Raw genomic sequence first — 22,416 nt, 5'->3', positions numbered from 1 at the left:
GAGGTGTAACAGTGACGTCCGCAGATTCCGCCTGGGGCATTGGCCTGGCCACGGTCACGGCAGATGAGCAGGTGCTCGACACCTGGTACCCGACCGGCAAGCTGGGCCTGGGTGAGCTGCCGCTGGTCGCCGGGGAGGACAAGTCGGACGTGCTCGACCTGCCGCCGGCGGCGCTCGGTGACCGGTCACTGCCCGGTCTGCGTACCGTCCAGGTGGTCACCGTGATCGGCTCGCTCGACGACCCGATCAAGGACGCCCCCGACGCGTACCTCAGGTTGCACCTGCTCTCGCACCGCCTGGTCCGCCCCAACCAGGTCAACCTGGACGGCATCTTCGGCAAGCTGGCGAACGTGGCCTGGACGTCCGCCGGGCCGTGCCCACCGGAGCGGGTGGACGAGCTGCGGGTGATCGAGCGGGCGGCCGGCCGCCACCTGGCGGTGTACGGGGTGGACAAGTTCCCCCGGATGACCGACTACGTGGTGCCCTCCGGGGTGCGGATCGCCGACGCCGACCGGGTCCGCCTGGGCGCGCACCTGGCCGCCGGCACCACAGTGATGCACGAGGGCTTCGTCAACTTCAACGCCGGCACCGTGGGCACCTCGATGGTGGAGGGGCGCATCGTGCAGGGCGTGCTTGTCGGCGACGGGTCCGACGTCGGCGGCGGCGCCTCGATCATGGGCACCCTCTCCGGTGGCGGCACCGAGAAGGTGAGCATCGGCGAGCGCAGCCTGATCGGCGCGAACGCGGGTGTCGGCATCTCCCTCGGCGACGACTGTGTGGTCGAGGCGGGCTGTTACATCACCGCCGCGTCGAAGATCACCCTGCCGGACGGCCGGGTGGTCAAGGCCCGGGAGCTGTCCGGCGTCGACGGCCTGCTGTTCTGGCGCAACTCGGTGACCGGCGCGCTGGAGGCCCGGCCACGCACCGGCCGGGGCATCGAGCTGAACGCGGCCCTGCACGCCAACGACTGACGGACCCGCCGGGTCCGCGGCACTCGGCCGCGGACCCGGACGGGGTACGCCTCAGCGCAACCGGTACGCCTGGATGATCCGTTGCGTCACCGTGTTACCGGCGGCGTCCCGGGCGGTGGCCCGCAGGGACGCGTGACCGGCCCCGGCGGGGTGTTTCACGGTGGCCGTCCAACCATGCCCACCGTTGCGCACCTGGGCGGCCTGCCAGGTCTTGCCCCCGTCGTAGGAGACGTCCACGGTCAGCTTGGTCAGCCGTGACCCGGCGACGCCGGGTTGCCGCTTCACCTGCACCGGGATGACCAGGCTCCGGCCGGCCCGAGCGGTGTTGTCGGCGTCCAACGGTGGTGTGAACCGGATGGCCGACACCGGTAGCCGACGGTAGTCGTCACCGGGAACGTGCCGGGACCGGAACGTCCACGCCGTGCTGACCTCGGTGCTGAGGTCGGTGAAGCTGCGCTTCGCCGACACCTCCAGCCGGTAGGACGCGGCACCGGGCGGCACCGCGAACTCTCCGAAACCGGTGTCCGACGACTCGCCGACCAGTACCCCGTCGCGGTAGAGGGCGGTCCGGGCGGTGTCGACCATTGAACCACCGGGGTGCCCCTCGGCGTCGCTGTGCAGCGGCACGTCCACCTGGATGTCGTCACCGAGTCGGGTGACCCCCTGGCCGGGCCAGCGCGGCGCTGGGAAGGACGGGCCGTAGGGTGCGCTGCCCCAGCTCTCCCGGGTCTGTCGGCCGGCCCGGTACGCGCGCGGATCGGCCGTCAGCCCGGCCCTGAATTCGGTCCACCACTCCTCGACGGGCGCCCAGAACGTCAGCTCCGCGGACCACCGCACGCCTCGGGTGTTGTAGTGCTCGACCCGCTGGCCGGGCACCACGGTGGGCACTCCGACGGCCCAACCGCCCAGATCCAGGTCGAGGTGCGGATAGACCACCCGATCCCCCTTCAGGCCCGAGTAGCCGCCCTTGAACTGCTGCGTGACGGTCGCCAACTCGGAGCTGCGGTAGGTCTTGTCGAAGCCGGTCGGCAACCGGCCGGGGAAGCCCTCGCTGAGCGCGTACAGGTAGGGGCTGTGGGCCACCTCCAGATCGGCCCACTGGCTGCTGATGGTGCCGACGAACCGTTTGCCGGAGACGGTCCGGCCGACCTGCCCGGTGGCCAGCCCGGTGAAGTCGAAGCTGAGAATCCCGTAGCCGGAGGAACCGCCGTCGGGGGCCAGGAAGGTCGCCGCGATGTCCACGAGTGCGGGTTTGGCGGATCGATCGGGGACGGCGCTGCGTACCGGCCGGGCCTTGCGGGCGTCGAGGGTGACAGTGGCGTCGCCGTCGATCACCAGCTCGGGCTGCACCAGTTCAGCGGCCTCGACCTCCCCGGTGAAGATGACGCTTACCAGCCCGTACCGGCCCTTGGGCACCCGGATGTCGACGGTGCCGTCCGCGTCGTACAGGTCGTAGCTCTGGAGGTTGTCCAGCCGCACCAGCGAGGTGAAGTGTCCCTCGGCGGGCGCGCCGGTGGCGTCGAGGTGCCGGACGGTGAGCTGGTAGCTCTCCACCTCCCGGTGCACCGCGACCGGGGTGACCGCCACGGCCGTGCCGGAGCGGGCCACGAGGCGTCCGGTCCAGTAGCCGTCCGTGCCGAGCCGGGTGTCCACTGTGACAGTGGTGCCGGCGGTGCCGCCGGCGGGCACGGTGACCTGGCTGGCCGCGACGGTGAACATGCCGGCCGGTGCCGGCTGACCGTCTGGTCCGGTCACGTCGAGGGTCAGGTCCAGGGTGATCGGGTCCGGGCCGTCGTTGCGCCAGTCGACAGTGCGGGCGATCGGGGTGTCGTCGTCGTGCGGCCAGGCCGGCTGCCCGAAGGCGACACTTACCGGTTCGCTGACGACCCGCTGGGTGATCGCCCTGGCCACGTCGACCCGGCCGGCGCCCTGCTGGAACGCGGTCTGCTCCGGGTGTGGCTTCGCCGAGGCCATCAGGGTGGCCTTGAGCTGTGCCCCCGCCCAGCCGCTGTGCTGCTGGGCGAGCAGCGCCACCGCGCCGGTGACGTGCGGCGCGGCCATCGAGGTGCCGGAGAGCGTGACGTACTTCTCCCCCACCGGCTCGCCGAGCAGCGTGCCGTCACCACGGGCGGCCACGATGTCCACACCCGGGGCGGTGAGGTCCGGCTTCAGCCCGCCGTCGCCGGCGCGGGGCCCGCGGCTGGAGAAGTCGGCCAGGGCGTCGTCGCGGTCCACCGCGCCGACCGACAGCGCGGATTCCGCAGTGCTCGGCGAACTGACCGAGCCGTCGCTTCCGTCGTTGCCGGCGGAGATCACGAAGAGCGTGCCGGTCTGCGCGGTCAACGACTCGACGGCCGCCTCCAGCGGGTCGACGTCGGGCGTGTCGCTCCCGCCCAGACTCATGTTGATCACGTCGGCGTGCTGGTCGACGGCGGCCCACTGCATGCCGGCCAGGATCGCCGATTCCTGGCAGCCCTGATCCTCACAGACCTTGCCGTTGAGCAGCGTGGCGTCCGGCGCGACGCCCCGGTACCTACCGCCGGAGGCCGCGCCGCTGCCCGCGATGATCGAGGCGACGTGGGTGCCGTGGCCGACGGTGTCACCGGCGTCGGTGGCCTCGGTGAAGTTGTGCGACTCGGCGACCCGCCCGGCCAGGTCGGGGTGGGCGGAGTCGATACCGGTGTCCAGCACCGCGACGCGGACGCCCTGGCCGGTGAACCCCGCCTGGTGCGCGGCCGGAGCGCCGATCTGCGGCACGCTGTGATCGAGGGTGACGTGTCGGCGGCCGTCGAGCCAGATCCGGTCGGCAACCCCCGCCGTGCCGACCCGGGTGCCGGTGAGTGCTGCCCAGACCTCCGTGACCCGTTCCTTGTCCGCCGTCGCGGCGATGCCGCCGACGGCCGGCAGCTCGGCGGTGACAGTCAGCCCGGTGGGCGCTGCGGCGACGCGCCGTCGCGCGCCCGCGTCGCCGGTGACGAGCACCGGCAGGTCGTCCCGGCGGGCGTCGTCGTAACCGGCGGCGATCAACCCGGTCACGTCGAACAGTCGCCGATCGACCCGGCCGGCGCGGACCAGCGCCAGAGCGTCCTCCGGGAGCACGGTGAGCTGACCGCGGTCGCGGGTGGTGAGGAAGCGCAGCCGGGAACGGTCGGGGCCGGGACGGACCGTGGCGGACCCGGACGCGGTGACGGTGACCCGGTCGCCGGTGAGCAGGGTGACCGTCTTCGCGGTGGCGGCGCCGGTCGCGGTACGCGGGGCGGCGTCGGGGGCGGTGGTGGGTGGACTGGCCACGGCGGTCGCCGGAGTGCCCAGTACGAGGGCGGCGACGGCGGTGACGGCTGTGGTCATTCTGCTGCGTCGATGCAACGGATCCTCCTCGGTGGAGCGTTGACAGACATGAGACGTGCATAGACCGCCGTCAGTATTGCATACCCGGTATGCAAAAAAGGGGTCGAAAATATGACGGACCTGCCAACCCGCTGCGGGGTCGGCGGGCATCATCGATCGGGTGACCTCCATGAAGGACCGGATGCTCGCTGGCGAGCCCTACCTCGCCGACGACCCAGAACTCATCGCTGACCTGGACCGGGCCGCCCGGCGGATGGAACGCTTCAACACCAGTGCCGCCGCGGATCCGCAGGCGCGGCTGGGGGCGCTGCGCGAACTGCTCGGCGACCTGGGCGAGGACGCCTGGGTCCGCCCACCGTTCTACTGCGACTACGGCTGGCAGATCCGGATCGGGCCACGCAGCTTCGTCAACTACCACGCGGTCTTCCTCGACGTCGCACCGATCACCATCGGCGCGGACGTCCAGATCGGACCGAACGTGCAACTGCTCACACCGACCCACCCGGTGGAGCCCGGCCCGCGCCGCGACAAGTGGGAGGCCGCCAAGCCGATCAGCATCGGCGACAACGTCTGGCTCGGCGGCGGCGCGATAGTGCTGGCCGGAGTGTCGATCGGCGCGAACACGGTCGTCGGCGCGGGCGCGGTGGTGACCCGCGACCTGCCCGCCAACGTGGTCGCCGTCGGCAACCCCGCCCGGCCGATCCGCGACCTGACCTGACCGCAGCCGACCTCAACCAGCCGGTCCGGCCGCCGGCGGCTCGGGCCCGCGGACCACGCCGGCCCCGCCCCGGACGGTCAGGCCGCCGGCGGCTCGGACAGGCGGACCACCAGATCGGCTCGGTCGGCGGTCGGAGTGATCAGGGCCGCGTTCGCCTCGTCACTGCCCAGCGCCCACTCACGGGCCTGCTCCGGCGACCGCCCGAACGCCTCGTGCCGGGCGGTCAACCGACGCTGGCGCAGATCGGCGTCCAGATCGAGGAACCACACCTCGTTCAGCAACGAGCGCACCTCCTGCCACGGAAAATCAGGCAGCAGCAGGTAGTTGCCCTCGGTCACCACCAGCCGGACCGACGGCGGCACCTCGATCGCCCCGGCCACCGGCTCCTCCAACTCCCGGCGGAACTCCGGCGCGTACACCGAGGTGGGCTCCAGCCGACGCAGCCGGCGCAGCAACGAGACGAACCCGTTGGCGTCGAAGGTGTCCACCGCGCCCTTGCGGTCCGCGCGGCCCAACCGGAGAAGCTGGGACTGCGCCAGGTGGAAGCCGTCCATCGGCACCAGTCTGGCGGCCGACCCCACGGCGGCCACGATCTGCTCGGCAAGCGTGGACTTTCCCGCGCCCGGCGCGCCGGCGATGCCCAGCAGTTGTCGCGGGCCGGCCTCGGCCAGCACCAACGCGCGCTGCACCAGCTCGTCGACCGACAACACCCGAGCCGGTGGCATCAGTCGAGAACCGGCGCGCTGATCGTGAACCGCGCCTGCACTGCTGCCTGGACGGTCTGCGGCTGCGGGTCCAGCTCAAGCTCCGGCGGGCCACCGCCCGCGCCACCACCAGCGGCGAACGCCGCGCGGGCGAACATCGGCCGATCAGCCGGCCCGGCGTCGGCCAGCTCAAGCAACGCGGTGACCTGGGCACCCAGCGCCTCGGCGTACTCCCGCGCCCGTACCAGCGCGTCGCGGATCGCGGCGTGTCGGGCCTCGCGGTGCGCGGGGCTGTCCGGGCGAAGCTCCCACCAGGGCCCGGCCACCTCGACCTGGTCCTGGTCGGCCAACCGGAGCATCAACTCGCCGAGGGCGGTGAAGTCGGTGACGGTGACAGTGGTGGTCACGCTGCCGTGCCAGGCGACCACCCGCTCGCCCGAGCGACGGGTCTCCGGCCGCACCCGCAGATCGCCGGTCTCCCGGCGCGCCACCGCCGACCCGGAGCCGTCCAGCAGCACCCGGATGGCGGCGGCACGCTCGGCCAGCCGGGTCAGTGTGGTCTCCCGGTCCCGGTCCCGCGCTGTCGCGGTGACCGCGAACCGGGCCAGCTCGGGCGGCACCTCCCGGTACGCCTCGCCGCGCACCTGCACCACCGGACTGTCCGCCGCCATGCCCCTCAGCCTAGTCAGCCGTTGGCCGCCGCGCCGCGTAGGAGACGGTGTCGACGCCGACGTGCAGACCCGTCAGGTGACCGCCGGCCACCCCCAGCTCGCGCAGCCAGGACACCTCCGCGACGTGGTCACCGCCGATCGGGAACCGCCCGTCGTACGCGTCGAACCGGCGTTCGCGCAGCGCCGCGCGGGCGGCACGCGCCTCGTCGTACCGTGCCGTGAGCGCCGGTGCGTCGCCGGCGCGCAGCGCGACGGTCAGGTCGTCCAGGAACGCGGTGACCTCGGCCAGCTCGCGCAGCACCCGCTCCCGGTTGCCGAGCAGCATGTTGGCGGTCCGACCGGCGGGGGTGCCGGCGACCCGGGTGCCATCGGAGAAGCTGCCGGCGGCGAGCGCGAGTATCGCGTCGCGCAGCGGCGCGCGCTGCACCGCACCGGCCAGCGCGCCGGCCAGCAGGTGCGGCACGTGTGAGGCGAGCGCGGCGGCCGAGTCGTGCTCCGCCGGGGACATCGGCACCACCCGGGCCCCGAAGAGGTCCACAAGCAGCTCGGCCAGCCAGCGGAACGCGGTGGTGGCCGGCCCGGTGGCGGGACAGAGCACCCAGGCGGCGCCGGTGAGCAGCTCCGGCCCTGCCGCCGTCAGGCCCGCCCGGTCGGTGCCGGCCATCGGATGGCCGGGCACGAACCGGTGCGTCAGCCCGTGCGTGGCGGCGAACGCCGCCACCTCCTCCTTGGTGCTGCCCACGTCGGTCAGCACACACCGCTCACCGGTCAGCGCGGCCACCTCGACAAGCGTCACCGGCAGGGTGGGCAGCGGCCCGCAGAGGAAGACCACGTCCCGGTCGGCCACCGCCTCGACCAGCCGCTCCGGAGCGGGTACGCCCAGCCGGCGGGCCTCCCGCCGGGTGCCCTCGTCGGGATCCCACCCGGTCACGTCGACGCCTGCGGCGTGCAGTCGGAGCAGCACCGAACCACCGATCAGGCCGGTGCCGACCACCGCCGCCCGCACACCGGGCCTGTCCACCATCCGCACACCTCGACGTTCCTGCTGGGGTGTGGGGCCGCCACGGCCCCGACCAGGTCGGGCCGAGGATAGCGCCCAGACCCGGCCCGGACGCCGATCAGTCCTCGACGGCCAGCGCGTCGTCGCGCCACGCGACGAACGGGATCACCGGGTCGTTGTTGATGTACTGCCAGGGCCAGGAGGTCACCTGGTCACCGATCACCTTGAACTGACCGGCCGCGGACCGCAGGTCCCCCACCTTCGAGAAGCCCATCGCGAAGGTGTTGTGCACGCTCGCCCAGCCCGGCCGGCGCCGATAGTCGGGGTGCCGGACCGAGTGGTCGGCGGCGGCGTTGAGCTCGGCGCGTATCGCGTCGTCGTCCAGGTACTCCTCGTCCTCGCCGACGGGCAGGTCCAGCCACTGCTCCAGGTGCGCGACGACGACGAGGTGCCCGAGCGCCGAGCCGGCTGGCGACTTCGCCACCGCCTCCCGGGCGAACTCGAACATCTCCTCGCGGCTGCCGTACCACTTGCGGCAGCGGTACTGCAGCATCTGCTCGTGGGCGATCCGGTGCCACGGGTGCCGGGCGACCACCTCGTCGAAGCGCCGGTCCGCCTCGTCCCGGTCCACCTGCCGCCCGCGTGCCGACGTCACCAGGAAGGTGCGCGCGGTGGTGTCGTCCGGATCGCGGTCGACCACCTCGTCCAGGCAGTTCTCGGCCAGCCGCAGCCGCCGCCAGAACTCCTTGAACTGTTCCTGGCTCACCTGCGAGGCACGGGCGCTGCTGCGGGCCTCCCACGCCCAGTAGACGGCGTGCGCCCCGCGCACCAGCAGCGGCAGCGTCGAGCGGGGTTCAGCCTCGATCCACGCGCCGATCCAGTCCTGCACACCGTCGGAATGGGCGACCGCCGAGACGTAGAAGGCGTGGTCGTCGGGGTCGGTGACCGGGGCGAGCAGATCGCGGATGGCGGCCCAGTCCCGCCGTTCGGTGGCCTCCCGCAACGCCCGCGCGGTCGGGTCGCCCTCGGTCGGGTCCACTGTCAACGTGGGCACCGCCACCCGCCTGTTGCTACGCCGGAACGGCCACATGACGCGTTGTCCTCTCACCCGTGACGATCCGCAAGATCGTAAGTCGTGGCGAGGCCGTCCGGAAGGGGGTTGTCCGCGTCAGATCAGCGTCGTACGGTCCGCTCCGCCGCCCGCCACGTCGACGCGGGCTTCAGCGGGAAGGAAACCCAATGTCCGCGACATACCGGGCGCTCGCCTCGGTGGTCATGTTGATCGGCTTCTATGTCGTCGCGCTCCTCCAGCTCGCCGCCGTCGTCGCGCTCGGGGTCTGGCTGTTCGACCACACCAACGGGATCGTCGCCGGGAAGCTGCTGCTGCCCCTGGTCATCGCGCTGGGCGCGGTGGCCGTGGGAATGTGGCGCGCGATCCGTACGAAGAACGAGCCAGAACCCGGCCTGGTCCTCACCGAGCAGGAGGCGCCGGGCCTGTGGGCCACCGTGCGCGAGCTGTCCAGCGCTGTCGGCACCCGCGCACCGGACGAGATCCGGCTGGTGCCCGAGGTGAACGCGGCGGTTGCCGAGCAGAGCCGACTGCTCGGCCTGGTCGGCGGACGGCGCACCCTGTACGTCGGGCTGCCGCTGCTCCAGGCGATGCGGACCGACCAGCTACGTTCGGTCCTCGCGCACGAGTTGGGCCACTACTCCGGCAAACACACCCGCCTCGGTGGGGTGGCGTACCGGGGTCGGCTGGCCATCGCGGAGACGCTGGACCGGATCAGCCCGCGTAACCCGATCGGTTGGGTCTTCAAGGGCTACTCGAAGCTCTACCTGATTGTCGACAACGCCGCGTCACGACGGCAGGAGTTGGAGGCCGACCGTTCCTCGGTGCTGCTGGCCGGGCACGAGGCCGCGGCCTCCGCGCTGCGCACCCTGCCGGCGCTCGGCGCGGCCTGGGGCTTCTTCATGCGTCGGTACGTCGAGCCGGGCTGGTCCGCGGAGATGGCGCCGGACGACCTCTTCGGCGGCTTCGGCCAACTGCTGAACGCACGACGGGACGAGATCGCCGAGCTGCGGGAGAACGCCCCCGACCGGGATCCCTCGCCGTGGGACACCCACCCGCCGATCGGCGTCCGGGTCGCCGCGATGGCGGCCCTGCCGGCCGGGACCGTCGCGCCGGACGAACGGCCTGCCGCGCTGCTGCTCGCCGACATCGACGCCGCCGGACGGCAGTTGCAGGCGATCGTGGTCGACCACGGCAACCGCAGGGCGCTGCCCTGGACGCAGTTCACCGCCGCGTCGGTCGCGGCCGGCGTGCAACAGCAGGCGGACGGCATCTACCGGGCGGCCGGGCGGTTCACTGGCGTTTCCCAGCCGGGCCTCACCACTGTGCTGGACCTGGTGCGGTCCGGCCGGCTGGGTGAGTTCGCCGAGCAGTTCTTCGGCGACGCCACCCGCAAGGAGGCCGCCGCCCGGTTCGCCGGGCCGATGGAGACGTTGCTCGACAACGCGGCCGTCCGCTCCGGTCGGGCCCACTGGCAGCTCTCCTGGTCCGGCCCGGCGCAGCTCGTCGGCCCGGAGGGGCAGCCGTGGGACCTTGCCGAGATCGCCAAGTTGGCCGTCGCGCCCCAGACCCTGGACGTGGCGCTGGCCCGCCTGGCCGAGCTGGGCGTCGACCCCTCGGGCGCGACTGTCGTGCAGGACCGGGTCTCCGGGCGGAACGCCGACCTGATCGGCGCGCTGGCCAACATCAAGATCGACGGTACGGAGCACGACGTGCTCATCCTCGACCGGGGGCTGGTCCTGATCGCCGACCCGGGTAAGGCCAGCCAGGGCGAGAAGCGGCTACGGGCGTTGGTCGGCTCGGTGTCGATGGCCGAGCTGACGGCCGGGCACACGTTCCTGCCCTACGAGGAGATCGTCTCGGTGGACGTCAAGCGGGAGGTGCCGCTGAAGGCGGAGGTGACCCTGCACGGCGGGCGGGTCGTCGCCATGCAGGAGCTGATGTCAAGCGAACTGCTGGAGAAGCAGAGCCGGAACACGCTGCTGCGGGTGTTCCGCCAGATCACCGACTGACACGGTCCGGGCGGTCGGGCCACCGGCTCGACCGCCCGGACGTGCGGTCAGACCTGGACGAGGCGGGCCGCGACGGCGGCGATGTGCTCGTCGGACTCGGTGAGCGCCGCCCGTACGTGCTGCTGGCCGCCGGGACCGTAGAAGACGCCGGCAGCGACCAGGATGCCGCGCCGCGCCAGCCAGTCGACTGTCTGCCAGCAGTCTTCACCGCGGGTGAGCCACAGGTAGAGGCCCGCCTCGGAGTGCTCGACGGTGAACCCCGCACCGGTGAACGCGGCGGCCAGCACCTCCCGCCGGGCCCGGTAGCGCTCCCGCTGCTCCTCGGCGTGTCGCTCGTCGTCGAGTGCCGCCACCATGGCCGCCTGCACCGGCGCGGGCACGATCATGCCCGCGTGCTTGCGCACCTTCAGCAGCTCGGCGACGAGCGCCGGGTCACCGGCGACGAACCCGGCCCGGTAGCCGGCGAGATTCGATCGCTTGGACAGCGAGTGCAGGGCGAGGATCCCGGCGTAACTGCCGCCGCTGACCTGCGGCGACAGCACCGAGACCGGCTCCGCCGACCAGCCGAGTGGCAGGTAGCACTCGTCGCTGGCGACCACCGCACCGCGTTCCCGAGCCCAGTCGACCACCTTGCGCAGGTGCGCCGGGGGCAGCACCCGACCGGTCGGGTTGCCTGGCGAGTTGACCCAGACCAGGCGGACCCGCGAGGTCGGCCCGACCGAGGTGAGCGAATCGGTGCGGACGACCGTCGCGCCGGCCAACCGGGCGCCGTCCTCGTACGTGGGGTACGCGACCGACGGCACCACCACCACGTCGCCCGGGCCGATGCCGAGCAGGGTGGGCAGCCAGGCGACCAGCTCCTTCGAGCCGATGGTCGGCAAAACGCCGAGACCATCGACCCCGGCGCCACAGGCCCGGGACACCCACGCCGCGATCGCGGCCCGCAACGCCGGGGTACCGGCGGTCAGCGGGTAACCGGGAGCATCGGACGCGTCAGCCAACGCCCGGCGGATCACCTCGGGCACCGGGTCGACAGGCGTGCCCATGGAGAGGTTGATCAGGCCCTCCGGATGCGCCGCGGCCAGGGTGGCCGCGGCGTCCAGAGCGTCCCAGGTGAACTCGGGCAGCCGCGACGAGACCGGCGCGGGCCGGTTCAGTGGCCCTCGCCGCGCGGCGGCTGCGCGGCGACGAAGGTGGCGTCCTTCTCCACCTTGCCGATCTTCGAGGCGCCGCCGGGCGAGCCCAGCTCCTCGAAGAACTCGTAGTTGGCGCCGGTGTAGTCCTTCCACTGCTCCGGGACGTCGTCCTCGTAGAAGATCGCCTCCACCGGGCAGACAGGCTCACAGGCACCACAGTCGACGCACTCGTCGGGGTGGATGTAGAGCATCCGGTTGCCCTCGTAAATGCAGTCGACCGGGCACTCCTCGATGCATGCCTTGTCGAGCACATCCACGCACGGCTCGGCGATGATGTAGGTCACCGGTCTTCTCCTCCGCAAGACACGCCGCGATCACCCGCGACAGTAAGAGCCTAGTATCTCGCCGGGGAGGGGGTCGATCGTGCTCCGACAGCAGGATGTGGGACACCGAATCGTAGTCCGCCGGATTGTGGGGATTCGCGAGGGCCGCCCGCTCTTCTCCGACGCTCTCGGCGAGCTTGTCGAGCTGAGCGAGACTCATCTCACGCTCTCCACCGCACAGGGCCAGGTGCGCGTCCCGGTGGCGCAGGTCCACCGCGCCAAGCGGGTGCCACCCACCCGCCGGCCAACCGCGGCCGCGGTCGTGGCGCTGGAGCGGGCCGCCGACGAGGCCTGGCCGGCACCAACGCGGGCCCAGCTCGGCGACTGGCTGCTGCGCTCGGCGGACGGCTGGACCGGGCGGGCCAACTCGGCGCTGCCGATCGGCGACCCCGACCGACCGCTGGCCGCCGCCGTGGACGCGGTCGAACGCTGGTACGCCGAACAGGGCCAGCCACCGATCATCAACACTCCGCTGCCACTCGCCGCCCCGGTCGGCGCCGAGTTGGACGCCCGCGGCTGGGCCGCCCGACCGCCGGTCCTCGTGCAGACCACGCCGCTCCCGCTGCGACCGTCACCGGCCAGCACACCGGTCGTCCCAGGTGCCGCCACCGCCACCAACGAACCGGGCGCTGCCGCCGGTCACCACGTCGGCACGGTCGCCGAGCAGTCCGGCACCGCCGCCGCGCCGGCCGGTCGGTGGAGCAGCGCGGTCGTTGAGTTGTCCCCCGCGCCGAGCGCGGAGTGGCTGGCCGTCGCCGCCGGCCGCAAGGGGGGCCTACCGGACGCCGCCCGGCACGTGCTCACCGCAGTGGATCAGGTTCGCTTCGCGCACGTGTACGTCGACGGCACGCTGGTGGCGGTCGGCCGGGGCACGGTTACCGGCCAGGGGCGCTGGCTGGGCCTCAGCCTGATCGAGGTGTTGCCGGTGGCCCGCCGTCAGGGGCTGGCCGGCCGGGTGGTGCACGAGCTGGCCGCCTGGGGCGTGTCCGCCGGTGCGACACACGCGTTCCTCCAGGTCGAGCAGCACAACACTGCGGCGGTAGCGCTCTACCAGCGACTCGGCTTCACCACGCACCACACCTACCTGACCCGGGTCGCCCCGGACTGACCCCGACCACCCCGACGGGTCGACGGACGCGCCGATGCACCCGGCGCCGCCGGTGGCGCCGGGAGGATCCACTCGGCGCCGCTGATCCACTCGGCGCCGCCGATCCACCCGGCGCCGGGTGGATCCACTCGGCTTCCAGGAAATCGCGGCATCCGCGCGCCCCGGACACCGCGACTTCCGGGAACGCGAGTCGATCAAGGACTCGGACACCGCGACTTTCCGAAACGCGAGTCGATCAAGGCGCGCGCACCGGACCGGTCAGGCAGGTGGACGCCCGCCTGGCGGCGCGCGGCGGCGAGGTCAGCGGCGGACGACGCGGCGGGGTTTGGCGGCTTTGACCTCGGCGTACCGCTTGAGCTGCCACGAACGGTAGTCACGGCCCAGCGCGGTGAGCACCAGGTAGCCGATCAGCACCCCGGCGCCGGAGGCGAGCAGGTACAGCCAGAGCTGGGCGAAGAACGTCGGCGCGCCGCCAGCGAACGGGTTGTGGCCGATCAGCAGAGGCCCCACCACCACCGTCAACACCATCGCCGCCAGCACCACGAGGGCCATGTCGGCCGCCCAGTCCGCCAGCGGCCGCCGACGACCCCAGCGGAAGGCGACCACGGCCAGGATCAGCCCGACCACCGCGAACATCGCCAACGACACCCGGTCGGCGGCGGTGTCGTCCTCCTCGAACCCGAACCGGATGATCAGCCGGGCGACCACGTTGACCGCGAACAGTGCTGCCACGAGCACCGTGATGTCACGCCACCGTCTGTCCATCGCCGGACCTCCTGCCGTACGCCCCGACGCGGGGCTCACATCCCTGGCTGGAATATCTACCACCCCTACCTGGGTGGCGTCATCAGCCCGATCGTGGACGGCGGAGCGAGGATCTGCCGGAAGCCCATCACCGCGAAGGTCATCGCACCGGCCACGATCATGGCCAGGCCGACCCAGTTGTCGCCGGCCAGCAACAGGTCACCCTCGTTGGTGCGGATGGCGGCCACCGCCATCAGCGCGAACCAGGGCACCGCCGGCAGCGCCACCGCCCACCGGCGGCCGACCGCCTCGTACGCGAACCAGCTCAGCACGATGTTGGCACCGACGGCGAGGAGCGCCGACACACCGATGAGCTGCCCGCCGACGCGGACCGTGGCGAGCAGCAACTCCAGCACCCCGCTCAGCACTCCGGCGACCACCACGACGATCGCGCCGGCCAGCCGCAGGCCCAGGTCGAGCAGTCGCGGCGGTGGCCCCGCCGGGGGCGGGGCATCCTGCTCGTCCAGAACCGTCATCGGCGCGGGCAGGGTCACCGAAGACCCGCCGCCGCGACCGAGGACCGGTCCGACGCGACCCCGGCCGAGGACCTATCGGACACGACCCCGACCGGTGACCGGTCCGAGGCGGTCTCCTCGGGGAGCCCGGCGAAGAGGTCGTTCTCCCAGCCGTACGGCCCGGAGCCCGGCCCCTTCTCGCCGACCGCGAGGGTGAAGAACTCCACGCCCATGAACTCGCCCCCGAAGTTGCCGGCGATCGAGTAGAGCCAGGAGGTGGCCGGAATCTGGGTGGCGTGCGCCCGCATCGCGGCCTCCTTGGCCGGGTGCTGGTCGGTGCCGTCGATCCGGGCGGCGATCTGGGCGTCCGGGGTGCCGAAGGGCAGGTCGGCGATGTCGTCGATGCCGGCGAACGGGTTGTCGGAGGACTCGGCGAAGTGCGCCATGCCGGCTTCCAGGACGCTCAGCGGCATGGCGGTCCAGTAGACCTTCAGCGGGGCGCAGCCCTCGGCGGCGGCCAGCTCGACGGCGCGCATCGCGACCCGGTGGGCCTGGATGTGGTCGGGGTGGCCGTAGAAGCCGTTCGGGTCGTACGTGATCAGCACCTGCGGGCGTACCTCCCGCATGATCTCCACCAGGTGCCCGGCGGCCTCGTCGAGGTCGGCCTGCCAGAACGCGCGGGGGTGGTCGTTCGTGGCGAGCCCCATCATTCCCGAGTCGCGGTAGCGGCCGGCCCCGCCGAGGAAGCGGTGGTCGCTGACACCGAGCGCGGCGCACGCGGCGGCCAACTCGGCGATCCGGTACCCGCCGAGCTGGTCGGCCTCGGCGGCGGCGAGCTGGGCCAGCGCTGGTACGTGGATCTCGCCTTCCTCACCGAGGGTGCAGGTCACAAGCGTGACGTGGGCGCCGTCGGCGGCGTAGTGGGCCATCGTCGAGCCGGTGCCGATCGACTCGTCGTCGGGGTGCGCGTGGACCAGCAGCAGGCGGCGGTCGGGCAGCATCGTCACGACGGTCACTCTAACCGGCGGCCAGGCCCCACCGGCGCTGACGCGTCCGCCCAGGTCGGCCACATCACCTCCCGTACCGCTCTACGATTTGGGCTGTGGACTTTCCGGAGCTGGCCGCCCGCACCCGCCGGTTCAGCCACGGCGCGCCGCGCGCTGTCTCCGTGGCCGACGACGGCTCCCGGGTGATCTTCCTGCGGTCGGCCGGGCCGGAGGACCCGGCGGACGCGCTCTGGCTGCTGGACGTGGCCACCGCCGAGGAGCGCCTGGTCGCCGACCCGGCGACCCTGTTGGGCGAGGGCGGGGACGTGCGGTCCCTCTCCCCCGGCGAACGCGCGCTGCGTGAGAGGTTACGGCTCAGCGCCGCCGGCATCGGCTCGTACGCGCTCGACGCCGCCGGGCGGGTCGCCGTGTTCGCGCTCGCCGGGCGGTTGTTCCGGGCCGACCTGGTGCACGGCGACGTGGTGGAGGTGGCCACCGTCGGCCCGGTGCTGGACCCACGTCCGGACCCGACCGGGCAGCGGCTGGCGTACGTGACCGACGCGGGCGAGGGGGTGCGCCGGGGCGAGCTGCGGGTGATCGAGGCAGACGGCACCGACACCCTACTTGCCGGCGAGGACGCCGGGGTGAGCTGGGGATTGGCCGAGCACATCGCGGCGGAGGAGTTCGGGCGGTTCCGGGGCTACTGGTGGGCACCGGACGGCCGCTCGGTGCTCGCCGCCCGGGTCGACGAGTCCCGCCTGGACCGCTGGCACCTGCACGACCCGGCCGAGCCGGCCAGCCCGCCGACCGCCGTGGCGTACCCCCGGGCTGGTGGGCCGAACGCGGAGGTCAGCCTGCACCTGCTGGACCTCGACGACGGCTGGGTCGACGTGCACTGGGACCGGGAGACCTACCCGTACCTGACCGCGGTCAGCTGGATCGAGGGCAGCCCACTGATCACCGTGTTGCGCCGCTCGCAGCAGCACGGCCTGGTGCTCGCCGTGGACCCCCGCACGGGTGAGACGCAGGTGCACGCCGAGCTGGCCGATCCCCGCTGGGTCGAGCCGATCACCGGCACCCCGGCGCACCTGCCGGACGGCCGGGTGCTTGTCGGCGGGGAGTTGGCCCACGACGGGTACGACGCGCGGTGCCTGTTCGCGGACGGCACACTGCTCACTCCGCCGTCGCTGTACGTGCGGCGGGTCGTCGGGCGGCTGCCGGCCAGTTCCGGCCCGGCCGACCTGCTTGTCGAGGCCAGCGACGGTGAGCCGAGCGAGCGGCACCTGTTCCGGGTCCGCACCACCATCGGCGGTGGGGTGGACGCGCGCCGGATCACCACCGACTCGGGTTGGCACACCGCCGCCGTGGGCGGTGACGTGCTGGCCATCGGGGTCGCGTCACTTGACCACGCCGGGGTGCGGTGGACGGTCCGGCGCGGCGACCAGGAGCTCGCCGAGTTGCGGTCGCTGGCCGCCACCCCTCCGTACTCTCCGCTGCCGTTGCTGGAACGAGTGACCGATCGGCGGCTGCCGGCGGCGGTGCTCTACCCCGACAACCACGTGACGGGCCGGCGGCTGCCGGTGCTGTTGGACATCTACGGCGGGCCGGGGCACCAGGAGGTCGTGGCGGCACGGGCGGCCTGGTTGGAACGGCAGTGGTGGGCCGACGCCGGGTTCGCGGTGGTCACCATCGACAACCGGGGTACGCCGGGAGTGGCCCCGTCGTTCGAGAAGGCGATCCACCGGCGGATGGCCGACGTGACCCTGACCGACCAGATCGACGCCCTGACCGCGCTCGCCGGGAAGCACCCCGACCTGGACATGGGGCGGGTGGGGGTGCGTGGCTGGTCGTTCGGCGGGTGGTTGGCCGGGTTGGCGGTGCTGCGCCACCCGGAGCTGTTCCGGTGCGGGATCGCGGGCGCGCCGGTGACCGACTGGACGCTGTACGACACCGCGTACACCGAGCGTTATCTGGGGTTGCCCGAGGACGGCATGGACGTCTACGCGCACCACTCGCTTGTCGAGTTGGCCGCCGAGCCGGTCACCAGCCCCGACCAGGCACGCCCGTTGCTGCTGGTGCACGGCCTGGCCGACGACAACGTGGTGGCCGCGCACACGCTCCGGCTCTCCGCGGCCCTGCTGAGCAGCGGCCGCCCGCACGCCGTCCTGCCGCTGACCGGAGCCACCCACATGGCCGCGAACGGCACCGCCGAGCGACTGCTCCCCCTGGAGCTTGATTTCCTCCGCACCCACCTACGGTGATCAGTGGGCGGCGTCGTCGCGTGGCCTTGCCCGACTGGTCGGTAGTCAGGGGCGGGTCAGGGACCTCAGCTTGTCGCTGATGTGGATTTGGAGACTGGTCTGCATGTCTTCGTACGGGGTGAGTGAGACCGAGCCCACCGGCCCGCCCCTCGTGTCGTAGCTGTGGCCGTCCGCGACCAACTGGCACGGCAGGTCGCCCTTCTCCAGGTCGGCGAGGAACACGTCGGCCCGCACCTTCTCCTGGCCCTCGGCGTCGGGGAAGGCGAAGGTCGTCACGCGGTACAGCAGTATGTAGCGCTTGTGCAGCCCGAGGTCGAGGATTTTCCGGAGCCTCTGGACCGGGTCGTTCTCGACCCCGAGGTATGGCTCGTAGCCGTACTGGCTGGTCACCTTGAATTCATTGGCACCGAGTGGTCCCTGGGGGCCGGTAATCCACAGGCCACGGACGAGCCAGCCCGGCGGCACGGCGAACCTGCTCAGGGTCGACCCGGGATTGTCGACTATCCGCTCCGGGGTTGCGGCCTCGGTTGTCGCCGCGATGTCGACGTTTCCGCCCTTGTCCGGGCTGTTGTAGCTGTCCAGGATTCGGGTCTTGGGGTCGAACCAGATGAACTCGGGCCGAGGGTCCAGCGTGCGGGCGCACGATGCCTTGCCGGCGCCCTTCTCCGGCACCTTGGTCACCGCCGCGACGAGCGCGGCGCGCCGTTGCTCGAAGCGGGGCTGGTACTCCTTGAGCACCTCTTTCATCGACCTTTCGGTTTCCACCGACCTGTCAATCCCCTCCGGCTCGCTCTGCCCTCCCGCGTCGCAGCCGGTGAACAGCATCGCGGCCAGGACCGCCACCGCGCCCAGGGCGGTGCCCTTCCAGTTGTCGCAGCGCATCCAAGCCCCCTTGCCGCCGTCGCGCCCCGCAAGTGTGCCCGCTCGGTGACTTCGGCGCCGATGAGCCGTCCCTGAGCCTGCAGCAGCATTGGATGCGGATGATCACGGCCGTGACCAGCGGCTCTCAAGGTAGGTCCGAACGATTCCGAACTAAGGCGTCCGGCACTACCTTGCGGATTTCCGGCGGAAAGCCTTCGTGGACAGCCTCAGCATCTGTTGCTCTTGGCGTTGGTGCCGCGTGCAGCCGGGTCCGGCGCTATACAGGCAGCAGTCGCGTCTGGTTCTCGGTGACGAGTAGCACCTCACCGTCGCGCAGCGCCCAGTGTGGCCTCCTTGCGCTGGTGTACGCGGCCGACACGGCGTCACAGGCGGCGGTCTCCGGATGGCCGGGGGAACGCACATGCGGCACGAACGGGCGGTCAAGCAGGTTAAGCCCGGTCATGATCGGTTCGGCGACGGCGGCGGGGTTGTCGACGAGTTCCAGACCGTTCAGGTCAGGGGCCAGGACGCAGGCACCGGCGCTGTAGCCGCCGTAGACGACCGCGTCGCGACGTAGCAGATCGAGCAGCACAATGTCGGCGCCCGTGTCGGCCAGAACCCGGCGCAGCACGAAAACGTTGCCGCCACGGACCCACACGATGTCGTAGGTGGCGAGGCTGGACACCATGGCGGGCTCACGCAAGTCGATCAGCGTGACGTCGAGGCCAACCGCTTTGAGATCGTCAAGGTCGCGCCGCAGGCCGGTCTCACGCATCTCAGTGGGAAGCCCGTCGAGGGCGTGCGGGATCAAGGCGGTGCGCCGGCCGTTGCCAGCTAGGGCGACAAGCTGGTCAGGATGCGCCCCGGTACGGAACGACGACAGGTACAGGCGCATCGGAGCAGTATGGCGCTACGCGCCCGGAGTGGGAAGTCGTCCATTGCGAGCTGGCGCCGGCGCTCCAGGGGAGTACCCCGGATAACTCGGCATCGCGCCACCAACCCGGCAGGTAAGGGTGACTCGCAAGATTTTCCGGATGGCTCGCAAGATCACTCGCAGACCTTTCCCGGGCACTCCCAGGAATCGCGCGGACGCGACATCCACGCTGCTGACCTGCATCATCGGGTTGGAAATGGCTCAATGGTGGGCATTGCACAAAATCCCTCGGTCGCCGCCGTTCAGGAAGGCGAGGTCCCGGTCACGCAGGACGATGATCCGCGACTTCCCCGACCGCTCCATCGGTCGTTTTTGAACGCAGGGACGGCTCGGTAAACCCGCCGCCCAGTCGTTGAGGAGCGCACACCGCCCGAGCCGCTGTCAGAACTGGTCCGCCATGGCGGGATTCCGGTTCGCCCATCCGTCCGGGTTTTTCCGGGGCTGCACGATGAGCAGTGCCGTCACGAGCTGGGCACCTGCTACGGGCAGCGCCATCCGCAGACCGTAGAAGCTGAACACGAACAGCGGAAACGGCACGGCGAAGAGCAGGATCGCGGCCAGCCTGAACCAGTACCAGCGAACGTCGGACAACAGCCGCAGCACTCCCAGGCACACGGTGCCGGCGACGCTCAGGAGCGCCCACAGCGGGAAAAGGAACATGGCCCCGATGATTATCAATAGCAGGTTTTCGGCGATCCCCACGCGCGGGGCACCATCCATGACGGCATACACGGCAAATCCCGCCAGCCACACACCGAGGTAGAGCAGAACGTATAGCTCTATCCAGAGGGCCCCCGGCAGTTTGGCGAGACGGTCCAGCGGCCGGCGAATCGTGTCAATGCCCATCGCCGCATCGTATCGAAGCGGGTGACCACGACGATGCCCCGTTCTTGCGCAATACCAACTCAAGAACAGTGGTGGTGGTCACGCCGAATTCTGCGCCCACATCAGCGCGCTTCTCGATCAGGGTCACCGGTTGCACGGCCGCACCGGGCCACCGACCACTGTCACCAACGCTCCACAAGGTGCTCGCGGCCCTGCGGCGGATCGTACGGATCGGGCCAGTAGTCGATGATCTTGTCAATCAGCCCGTGCTCGGACATCTCAAGCCAAACGCACGCGTCCTGCTGCTCGTCGCCGACGCGAACGTCGAGCCACAGGGCCGCGAGACGGCCATCGGCGACCACCCGTCGCGGCCGCAGGTGCCAGTCGCCGGGATACTCGGTGTTGAACCGCAGGAACGCGTCCTTGCCGCGAATGCGCTCCCGGGTCTGCGGCATCTCGTAGACCACGTCATCGCTGAGCAGGGCGGCCAACCCGGACCAGTCGCGGCGCTCCAGAAGATCAACGTAGGCGTGCGCGCTCTGCCGGGCCATCGAGGTGTCGTCCACGACCCGGACCATAGCGGAGAGCGTCCTCCCACCCCCTCCTTGCGCACAGCGACAAGCGGCGGCGACCCTGAGGTGATCGGCGTCGAACGTCTCAGGGACGTGCGTCGAATTGGGTCCGGGCTTCGAAGACGCGGTCCATGTGTGTCTCCGCCCAGTTCTTGATCGCGACCATGACCGGGAACAGCTCATGGCCGAGCGGGGTGAGCGCGTAGTCGACGCGGACCGGCACCGAGGCAGTGACCGTGCGGGTGACCAGGCCGTCGCGTTCCAGCGTGCGCAGGGTCTGGGTGAGCATCTTCTGCTGACGCCGGCGATGCGGCGGGCGAGCTCGCCATGCCGCTGCGGGCCGCTGGCGAGCGCTGGGATCACCAGGGCGACCCACTTGTCAGTGAGCCTGCTCAGCAGCTCACGGGTCGGACAACCGTCCAGAAACGCGTCGTAGTCACGTTTGGCCTGCTCGCGGCGTTGCGCCGCAGTCGTCGTCGCCATGTTCTCTCCTCGGGTGCCATAGGCACTTTAAGGTACCTACTTTCTGATAGTGCCGATGATTCGTACGGTCGTGGTGATCACAAGGTCCGACGAAGGAGACGCAATGCGCGCGGTCAGCTATGCACAGTTCGGAGGGCCGGAGGTCCTGCACGTGGCCGACGTTCCGGTGCCCGAGCCCGGGCCGGGGCAGGTCCGGGTGCGGGTCGCGGCGTCAGTCGTACATCCGGTCGATCTGATGGTCCGCTCCGGCCGGTTCCCGGCCCCGCTGCCGACCGGTCTGCCGTACACGCCGGGCTGGGACGTTGCCGGCAGCATCGACGCGGTCGGCCCATCGGTCGAGGAGTTCAGGATCGGCGACGAGGTCATCGGCTTCTCGCCGTGGCTGCAAACCACCGTCGGTGCCCACGCGGAGTACGTGGTCCTCGACGCCGCCTGGCTGACCTCCGCGCCCACCGGCGTCCCCGCCACCGAATCGGCGACCCTGCCGACCAATGGCCTCGCCGCCGCCCAGGCCCTTGACCTGCTTGCGCTCCCCGCAGGCTCGACCGTGCTCGTCACCGGTGCCGCCGGGCAGGTCGGCGGGTTTGTTCTGGCGCTGGCCCGGGCGACCGGTCTGCACGCCACGGGACTCGCCGGTGCCGACGACCGCGAGTTCGTCGAGTCGTTGGGCGCCGCGTTCCTGTCGCGCGCCGATGATCCGACGGGGACGTTCGACGCGGTCATCGACCTGGCGGTGATCGGCCCCGCGCTGCTGGACCTCATCCGGGACGGCGGCGGTTACGTGGCCGCGTCACCCCCACTTCGCCCGGAGCCGGTGCGGGGAATCCGGACCTTCGCACTGGAGGTGCTACCGGACGGATCCCGGCTGGGCGAGTTGGTCAAACTCGTCACCAGCGGCGACATCCCGCTCCGGGTCGCTGGCGTGTACCCCTTCGCCGACGCGGCGGCCGCCCACGACCGGCTGGCCCGCGGCGGCGTGCGCGGCGGCGTGGTGATCGTCCCCTGATCGCCCGAGCCTCCGACCCCGCCGCAGTCGCTCGGCGGCGCCGAGGAGTTGGCGCAGGGTGAGCGCGCCGACGCTGGTGCCGGGGAGCTGCATCTCCAGCGCGTCGACG

The 22,416-nt window shown here is 71.6% G+C and carries 20 protein-coding genes and 1 pseudogene; 6 read left to right on the top strand and 15 right to left on the bottom strand.

The genetic code is table 11. The features are described from left to right. The first annotated feature begins 11 nt into the window (after window positions 1-11). A complete protein-coding gene (gene dapD, locus AB0F61_RS32320; RefSeq protein ID WP_357817619.1) occupies window positions 12-971 on the top strand; it encodes a 2,3,4,5-tetrahydropyridine-2,6-dicarboxylate N-succinyltransferase in 960 nt (319 codons plus the stop codon). A gap of 51 nt (window positions 972-1,022) precedes the next feature. Here dapD and AB0F61_RS32315 read toward each other — a convergent pair whose 3' ends face one another. Continuing rightward, on the bottom strand, window positions 1,023-4,319 hold the full coding sequence (locus AB0F61_RS32315; RefSeq protein WP_357817617.1) for a S8 family serine peptidase: 3,297 nt from the start codon (window positions 4,317-4,319) through the stop codon (window positions 1,023-1,025). Between the two features lie 160 nt (window positions 4,320-4,479). Here AB0F61_RS32315 and AB0F61_RS32310 point away from each other — a divergent pair, with 160 nt between their 5' ends. After that, entirely contained in the window at window positions 4,480-5,037 is a 558-nt protein-coding gene (locus AB0F61_RS32310; protein ID WP_357817614.1) for a sugar O-acetyltransferase, read from the top strand. A gap of 77 nt (window positions 5,038-5,114) precedes the next feature. Here the strand turns inward: AB0F61_RS32310 and AB0F61_RS32305 are convergent, their stop codons facing one another. The 4 genes from AB0F61_RS32305 to AB0F61_RS32290 all read right to left on the bottom strand — a co-directional run bounded on the left by AB0F61_RS32305 (window position 5,115) and on the right by AB0F61_RS32290 (window position 8,472). Continuing rightward, window positions 5,115-5,762: a nucleoside/nucleotide kinase family protein gene (locus AB0F61_RS32305; RefSeq protein ID WP_357817611.1), complete on the bottom strand. Its 648-nt coding sequence runs from the start codon at window positions 5,760-5,762 to the stop codon at window positions 5,115-5,117. Then, window positions 5,762-6,412 carry an SIMPL domain-containing protein gene (locus AB0F61_RS32300; protein ID WP_357817608.1) on the bottom strand — a complete coding sequence of 217 codons (651 nt, stop codon included), beginning with the start codon at window positions 6,410-6,412 and terminating at the stop codon, window positions 5,762-5,764. The genes AB0F61_RS32305 and AB0F61_RS32300 overlap by 1 nt, the downstream gene beginning before the upstream one ends. Before the next feature lie 10 nt (window positions 6,413-6,422). After that, window positions 6,423-7,436, bottom strand: coding sequence for a prephenate dehydrogenase/arogenate dehydrogenase family protein (locus tag AB0F61_RS32295; protein WP_357817605.1), 1,014 nt, complete (start codon window positions 7,434-7,436; stop codon window positions 6,423-6,425). 94 nt (window positions 7,437-7,530) lie between these two features. After that, entirely contained in the window at window positions 7,531-8,472 is a 942-nt protein-coding gene (locus AB0F61_RS32290) for a DUF4034 domain-containing protein (protein ID WP_357817602.1), read from the bottom strand. Between the two features lie 179 nt (window positions 8,473-8,651). Between AB0F61_RS32290 and AB0F61_RS32285 the strand changes: the two genes are divergently transcribed. Next, window positions 8,652-10,493: a M48 family metallopeptidase gene (locus AB0F61_RS32285; RefSeq protein ID WP_357817600.1), complete on the top strand. Its 1,842-nt coding sequence runs from the start codon at window positions 8,652-8,654 to the stop codon at window positions 10,491-10,493. 47 nt (window positions 10,494-10,540) lie between these two features. Here AB0F61_RS32285 and dapC read toward each other — a convergent pair whose 3' ends face one another. Both dapC and fdxA read right to left on the bottom strand, forming a co-directional pair. After that, window positions 10,541-11,650, bottom strand: coding sequence for a succinyldiaminopimelate transaminase (dapC, locus tag AB0F61_RS32280; protein WP_357817635.1), 1,110 nt, complete (start codon window positions 11,648-11,650; stop codon window positions 10,541-10,543). Next, complete coding sequence (gene fdxA, locus AB0F61_RS32275; protein WP_091422126.1) at window positions 11,647-11,973, bottom strand: ferredoxin; 327 nt, start codon at window positions 11,971-11,973, stop codon at window positions 11,647-11,649. The genes dapC and fdxA overlap by 4 nt, the downstream gene beginning before the upstream one ends. Before the next feature lie 79 nt (window positions 11,974-12,052). On the opposite strand from fdxA, the gene AB0F61_RS32270 reads away from it, so the two are divergent. Continuing rightward, on the top strand, window positions 12,053-13,120 hold the full coding sequence (locus tag AB0F61_RS32270; protein ID WP_357817598.1) for a GNAT family N-acetyltransferase: 1,068 nt from the start codon (window positions 12,053-12,055) through the stop codon (window positions 13,118-13,120). Window positions 13,121-13,420: 300 nt separating this feature from the next. Here AB0F61_RS32270 and AB0F61_RS32265 read toward each other — a convergent pair whose 3' ends face one another. The 3 genes from AB0F61_RS32265 to mshB all read right to left on the bottom strand — a co-directional run bounded on the left by AB0F61_RS32265 (window position 13,421) and on the right by mshB (window position 15,395). Then, a complete protein-coding gene (locus AB0F61_RS32265; RefSeq protein ID WP_357817595.1) occupies window positions 13,421-13,885 on the bottom strand; it encodes a hypothetical protein in 465 nt (154 codons plus the stop codon). A 65-nt stretch (window positions 13,886-13,950) separates the two neighbouring features. After that, window positions 13,951-14,400, bottom strand: coding sequence for a hypothetical protein (locus AB0F61_RS32260; RefSeq protein WP_357817593.1), 450 nt, complete (start codon window positions 14,398-14,400; stop codon window positions 13,951-13,953). Window positions 14,401-14,414: 14 nt separating this feature from the next. Continuing rightward, window positions 14,415-15,395, bottom strand: coding sequence for an N-acetyl-1-D-myo-inositol-2-amino-2-deoxy-alpha-D-glucopyranoside deacetylase (mshB, locus tag AB0F61_RS32255; RefSeq protein ID WP_357817590.1), 981 nt, complete (start codon window positions 15,393-15,395; stop codon window positions 14,415-14,417). A gap of 86 nt (window positions 15,396-15,481) precedes the next feature. On the opposite strand from mshB, the gene AB0F61_RS32250 reads away from it, so the two are divergent. Beyond that, on the top strand, window positions 15,482-17,626 hold the full coding sequence (locus tag AB0F61_RS32250) for a prolyl oligopeptidase family serine peptidase (RefSeq protein ID WP_357817587.1): 2,145 nt from the start codon (window positions 15,482-15,484) through the stop codon (window positions 17,624-17,626). A gap of 45 nt (window positions 17,627-17,671) precedes the next feature. On the opposite strand, the gene AB0F61_RS32245 is transcribed toward AB0F61_RS32250, so the two are convergent. The 5 genes and pseudogenes from AB0F61_RS32245 to AB0F61_RS32225 form a co-directional block, all read right to left on the bottom strand. Then, window positions 17,672-18,508, bottom strand: a complete 837-nt coding sequence (locus tag AB0F61_RS32245) for a hypothetical protein (RefSeq protein ID WP_357817584.1) — start codon at window positions 18,506-18,508, stop codon at window positions 17,672-17,674. A 256-nt stretch (window positions 18,509-18,764) separates the two neighbouring features. Then, complete coding sequence (locus AB0F61_RS32240) at window positions 18,765-19,382, bottom strand: Type 1 glutamine amidotransferase-like domain-containing protein (protein WP_357817581.1); 618 nt, start codon at window positions 19,380-19,382, stop codon at window positions 18,765-18,767. Between the two features lie 420 nt (window positions 19,383-19,802). Then, window positions 19,803-20,267: a hypothetical protein gene (locus AB0F61_RS32235; protein ID WP_357817578.1), complete on the bottom strand. Its 465-nt coding sequence runs from the start codon at window positions 20,265-20,267 to the stop codon at window positions 19,803-19,805. 161 nt (window positions 20,268-20,428) lie between these two features. After that, window positions 20,429-20,824: a nuclear transport factor 2 family protein gene (locus AB0F61_RS32230; protein WP_357817576.1), complete on the bottom strand. Its 396-nt coding sequence runs from the start codon at window positions 20,822-20,824 to the stop codon at window positions 20,429-20,431. Between the two features lie 79 nt (window positions 20,825-20,903). After that, window positions 20,904-21,301 (bottom strand): annotated as a pseudogene (locus AB0F61_RS32225) (helix-turn-helix domain-containing protein). 103 nt (window positions 21,302-21,404) lie between these two features. Here AB0F61_RS32225 and AB0F61_RS32220 point away from each other — a divergent pair. Beyond that, window positions 21,405-22,307: an NADP-dependent oxidoreductase gene (locus AB0F61_RS32220; RefSeq protein ID WP_357817574.1), complete on the top strand. Its 903-nt coding sequence runs from the start codon at window positions 21,405-21,407 to the stop codon at window positions 22,305-22,307. Window positions 22,308-22,416: the final 109 nt, after the last annotated feature.

Origin of the sequence: Micromonospora sp. NPDC023888, from assembly GCF_040639415.1 — a bacterium.
Lineage (GTDB): Bacteria > Actinomycetota > Actinomycetes > Mycobacteriales > Micromonosporaceae > Micromonospora.
Note: the sequence above shows the minus strand (reverse complement) of the source record. Positions and strands in the feature narration are given on the sequence as shown.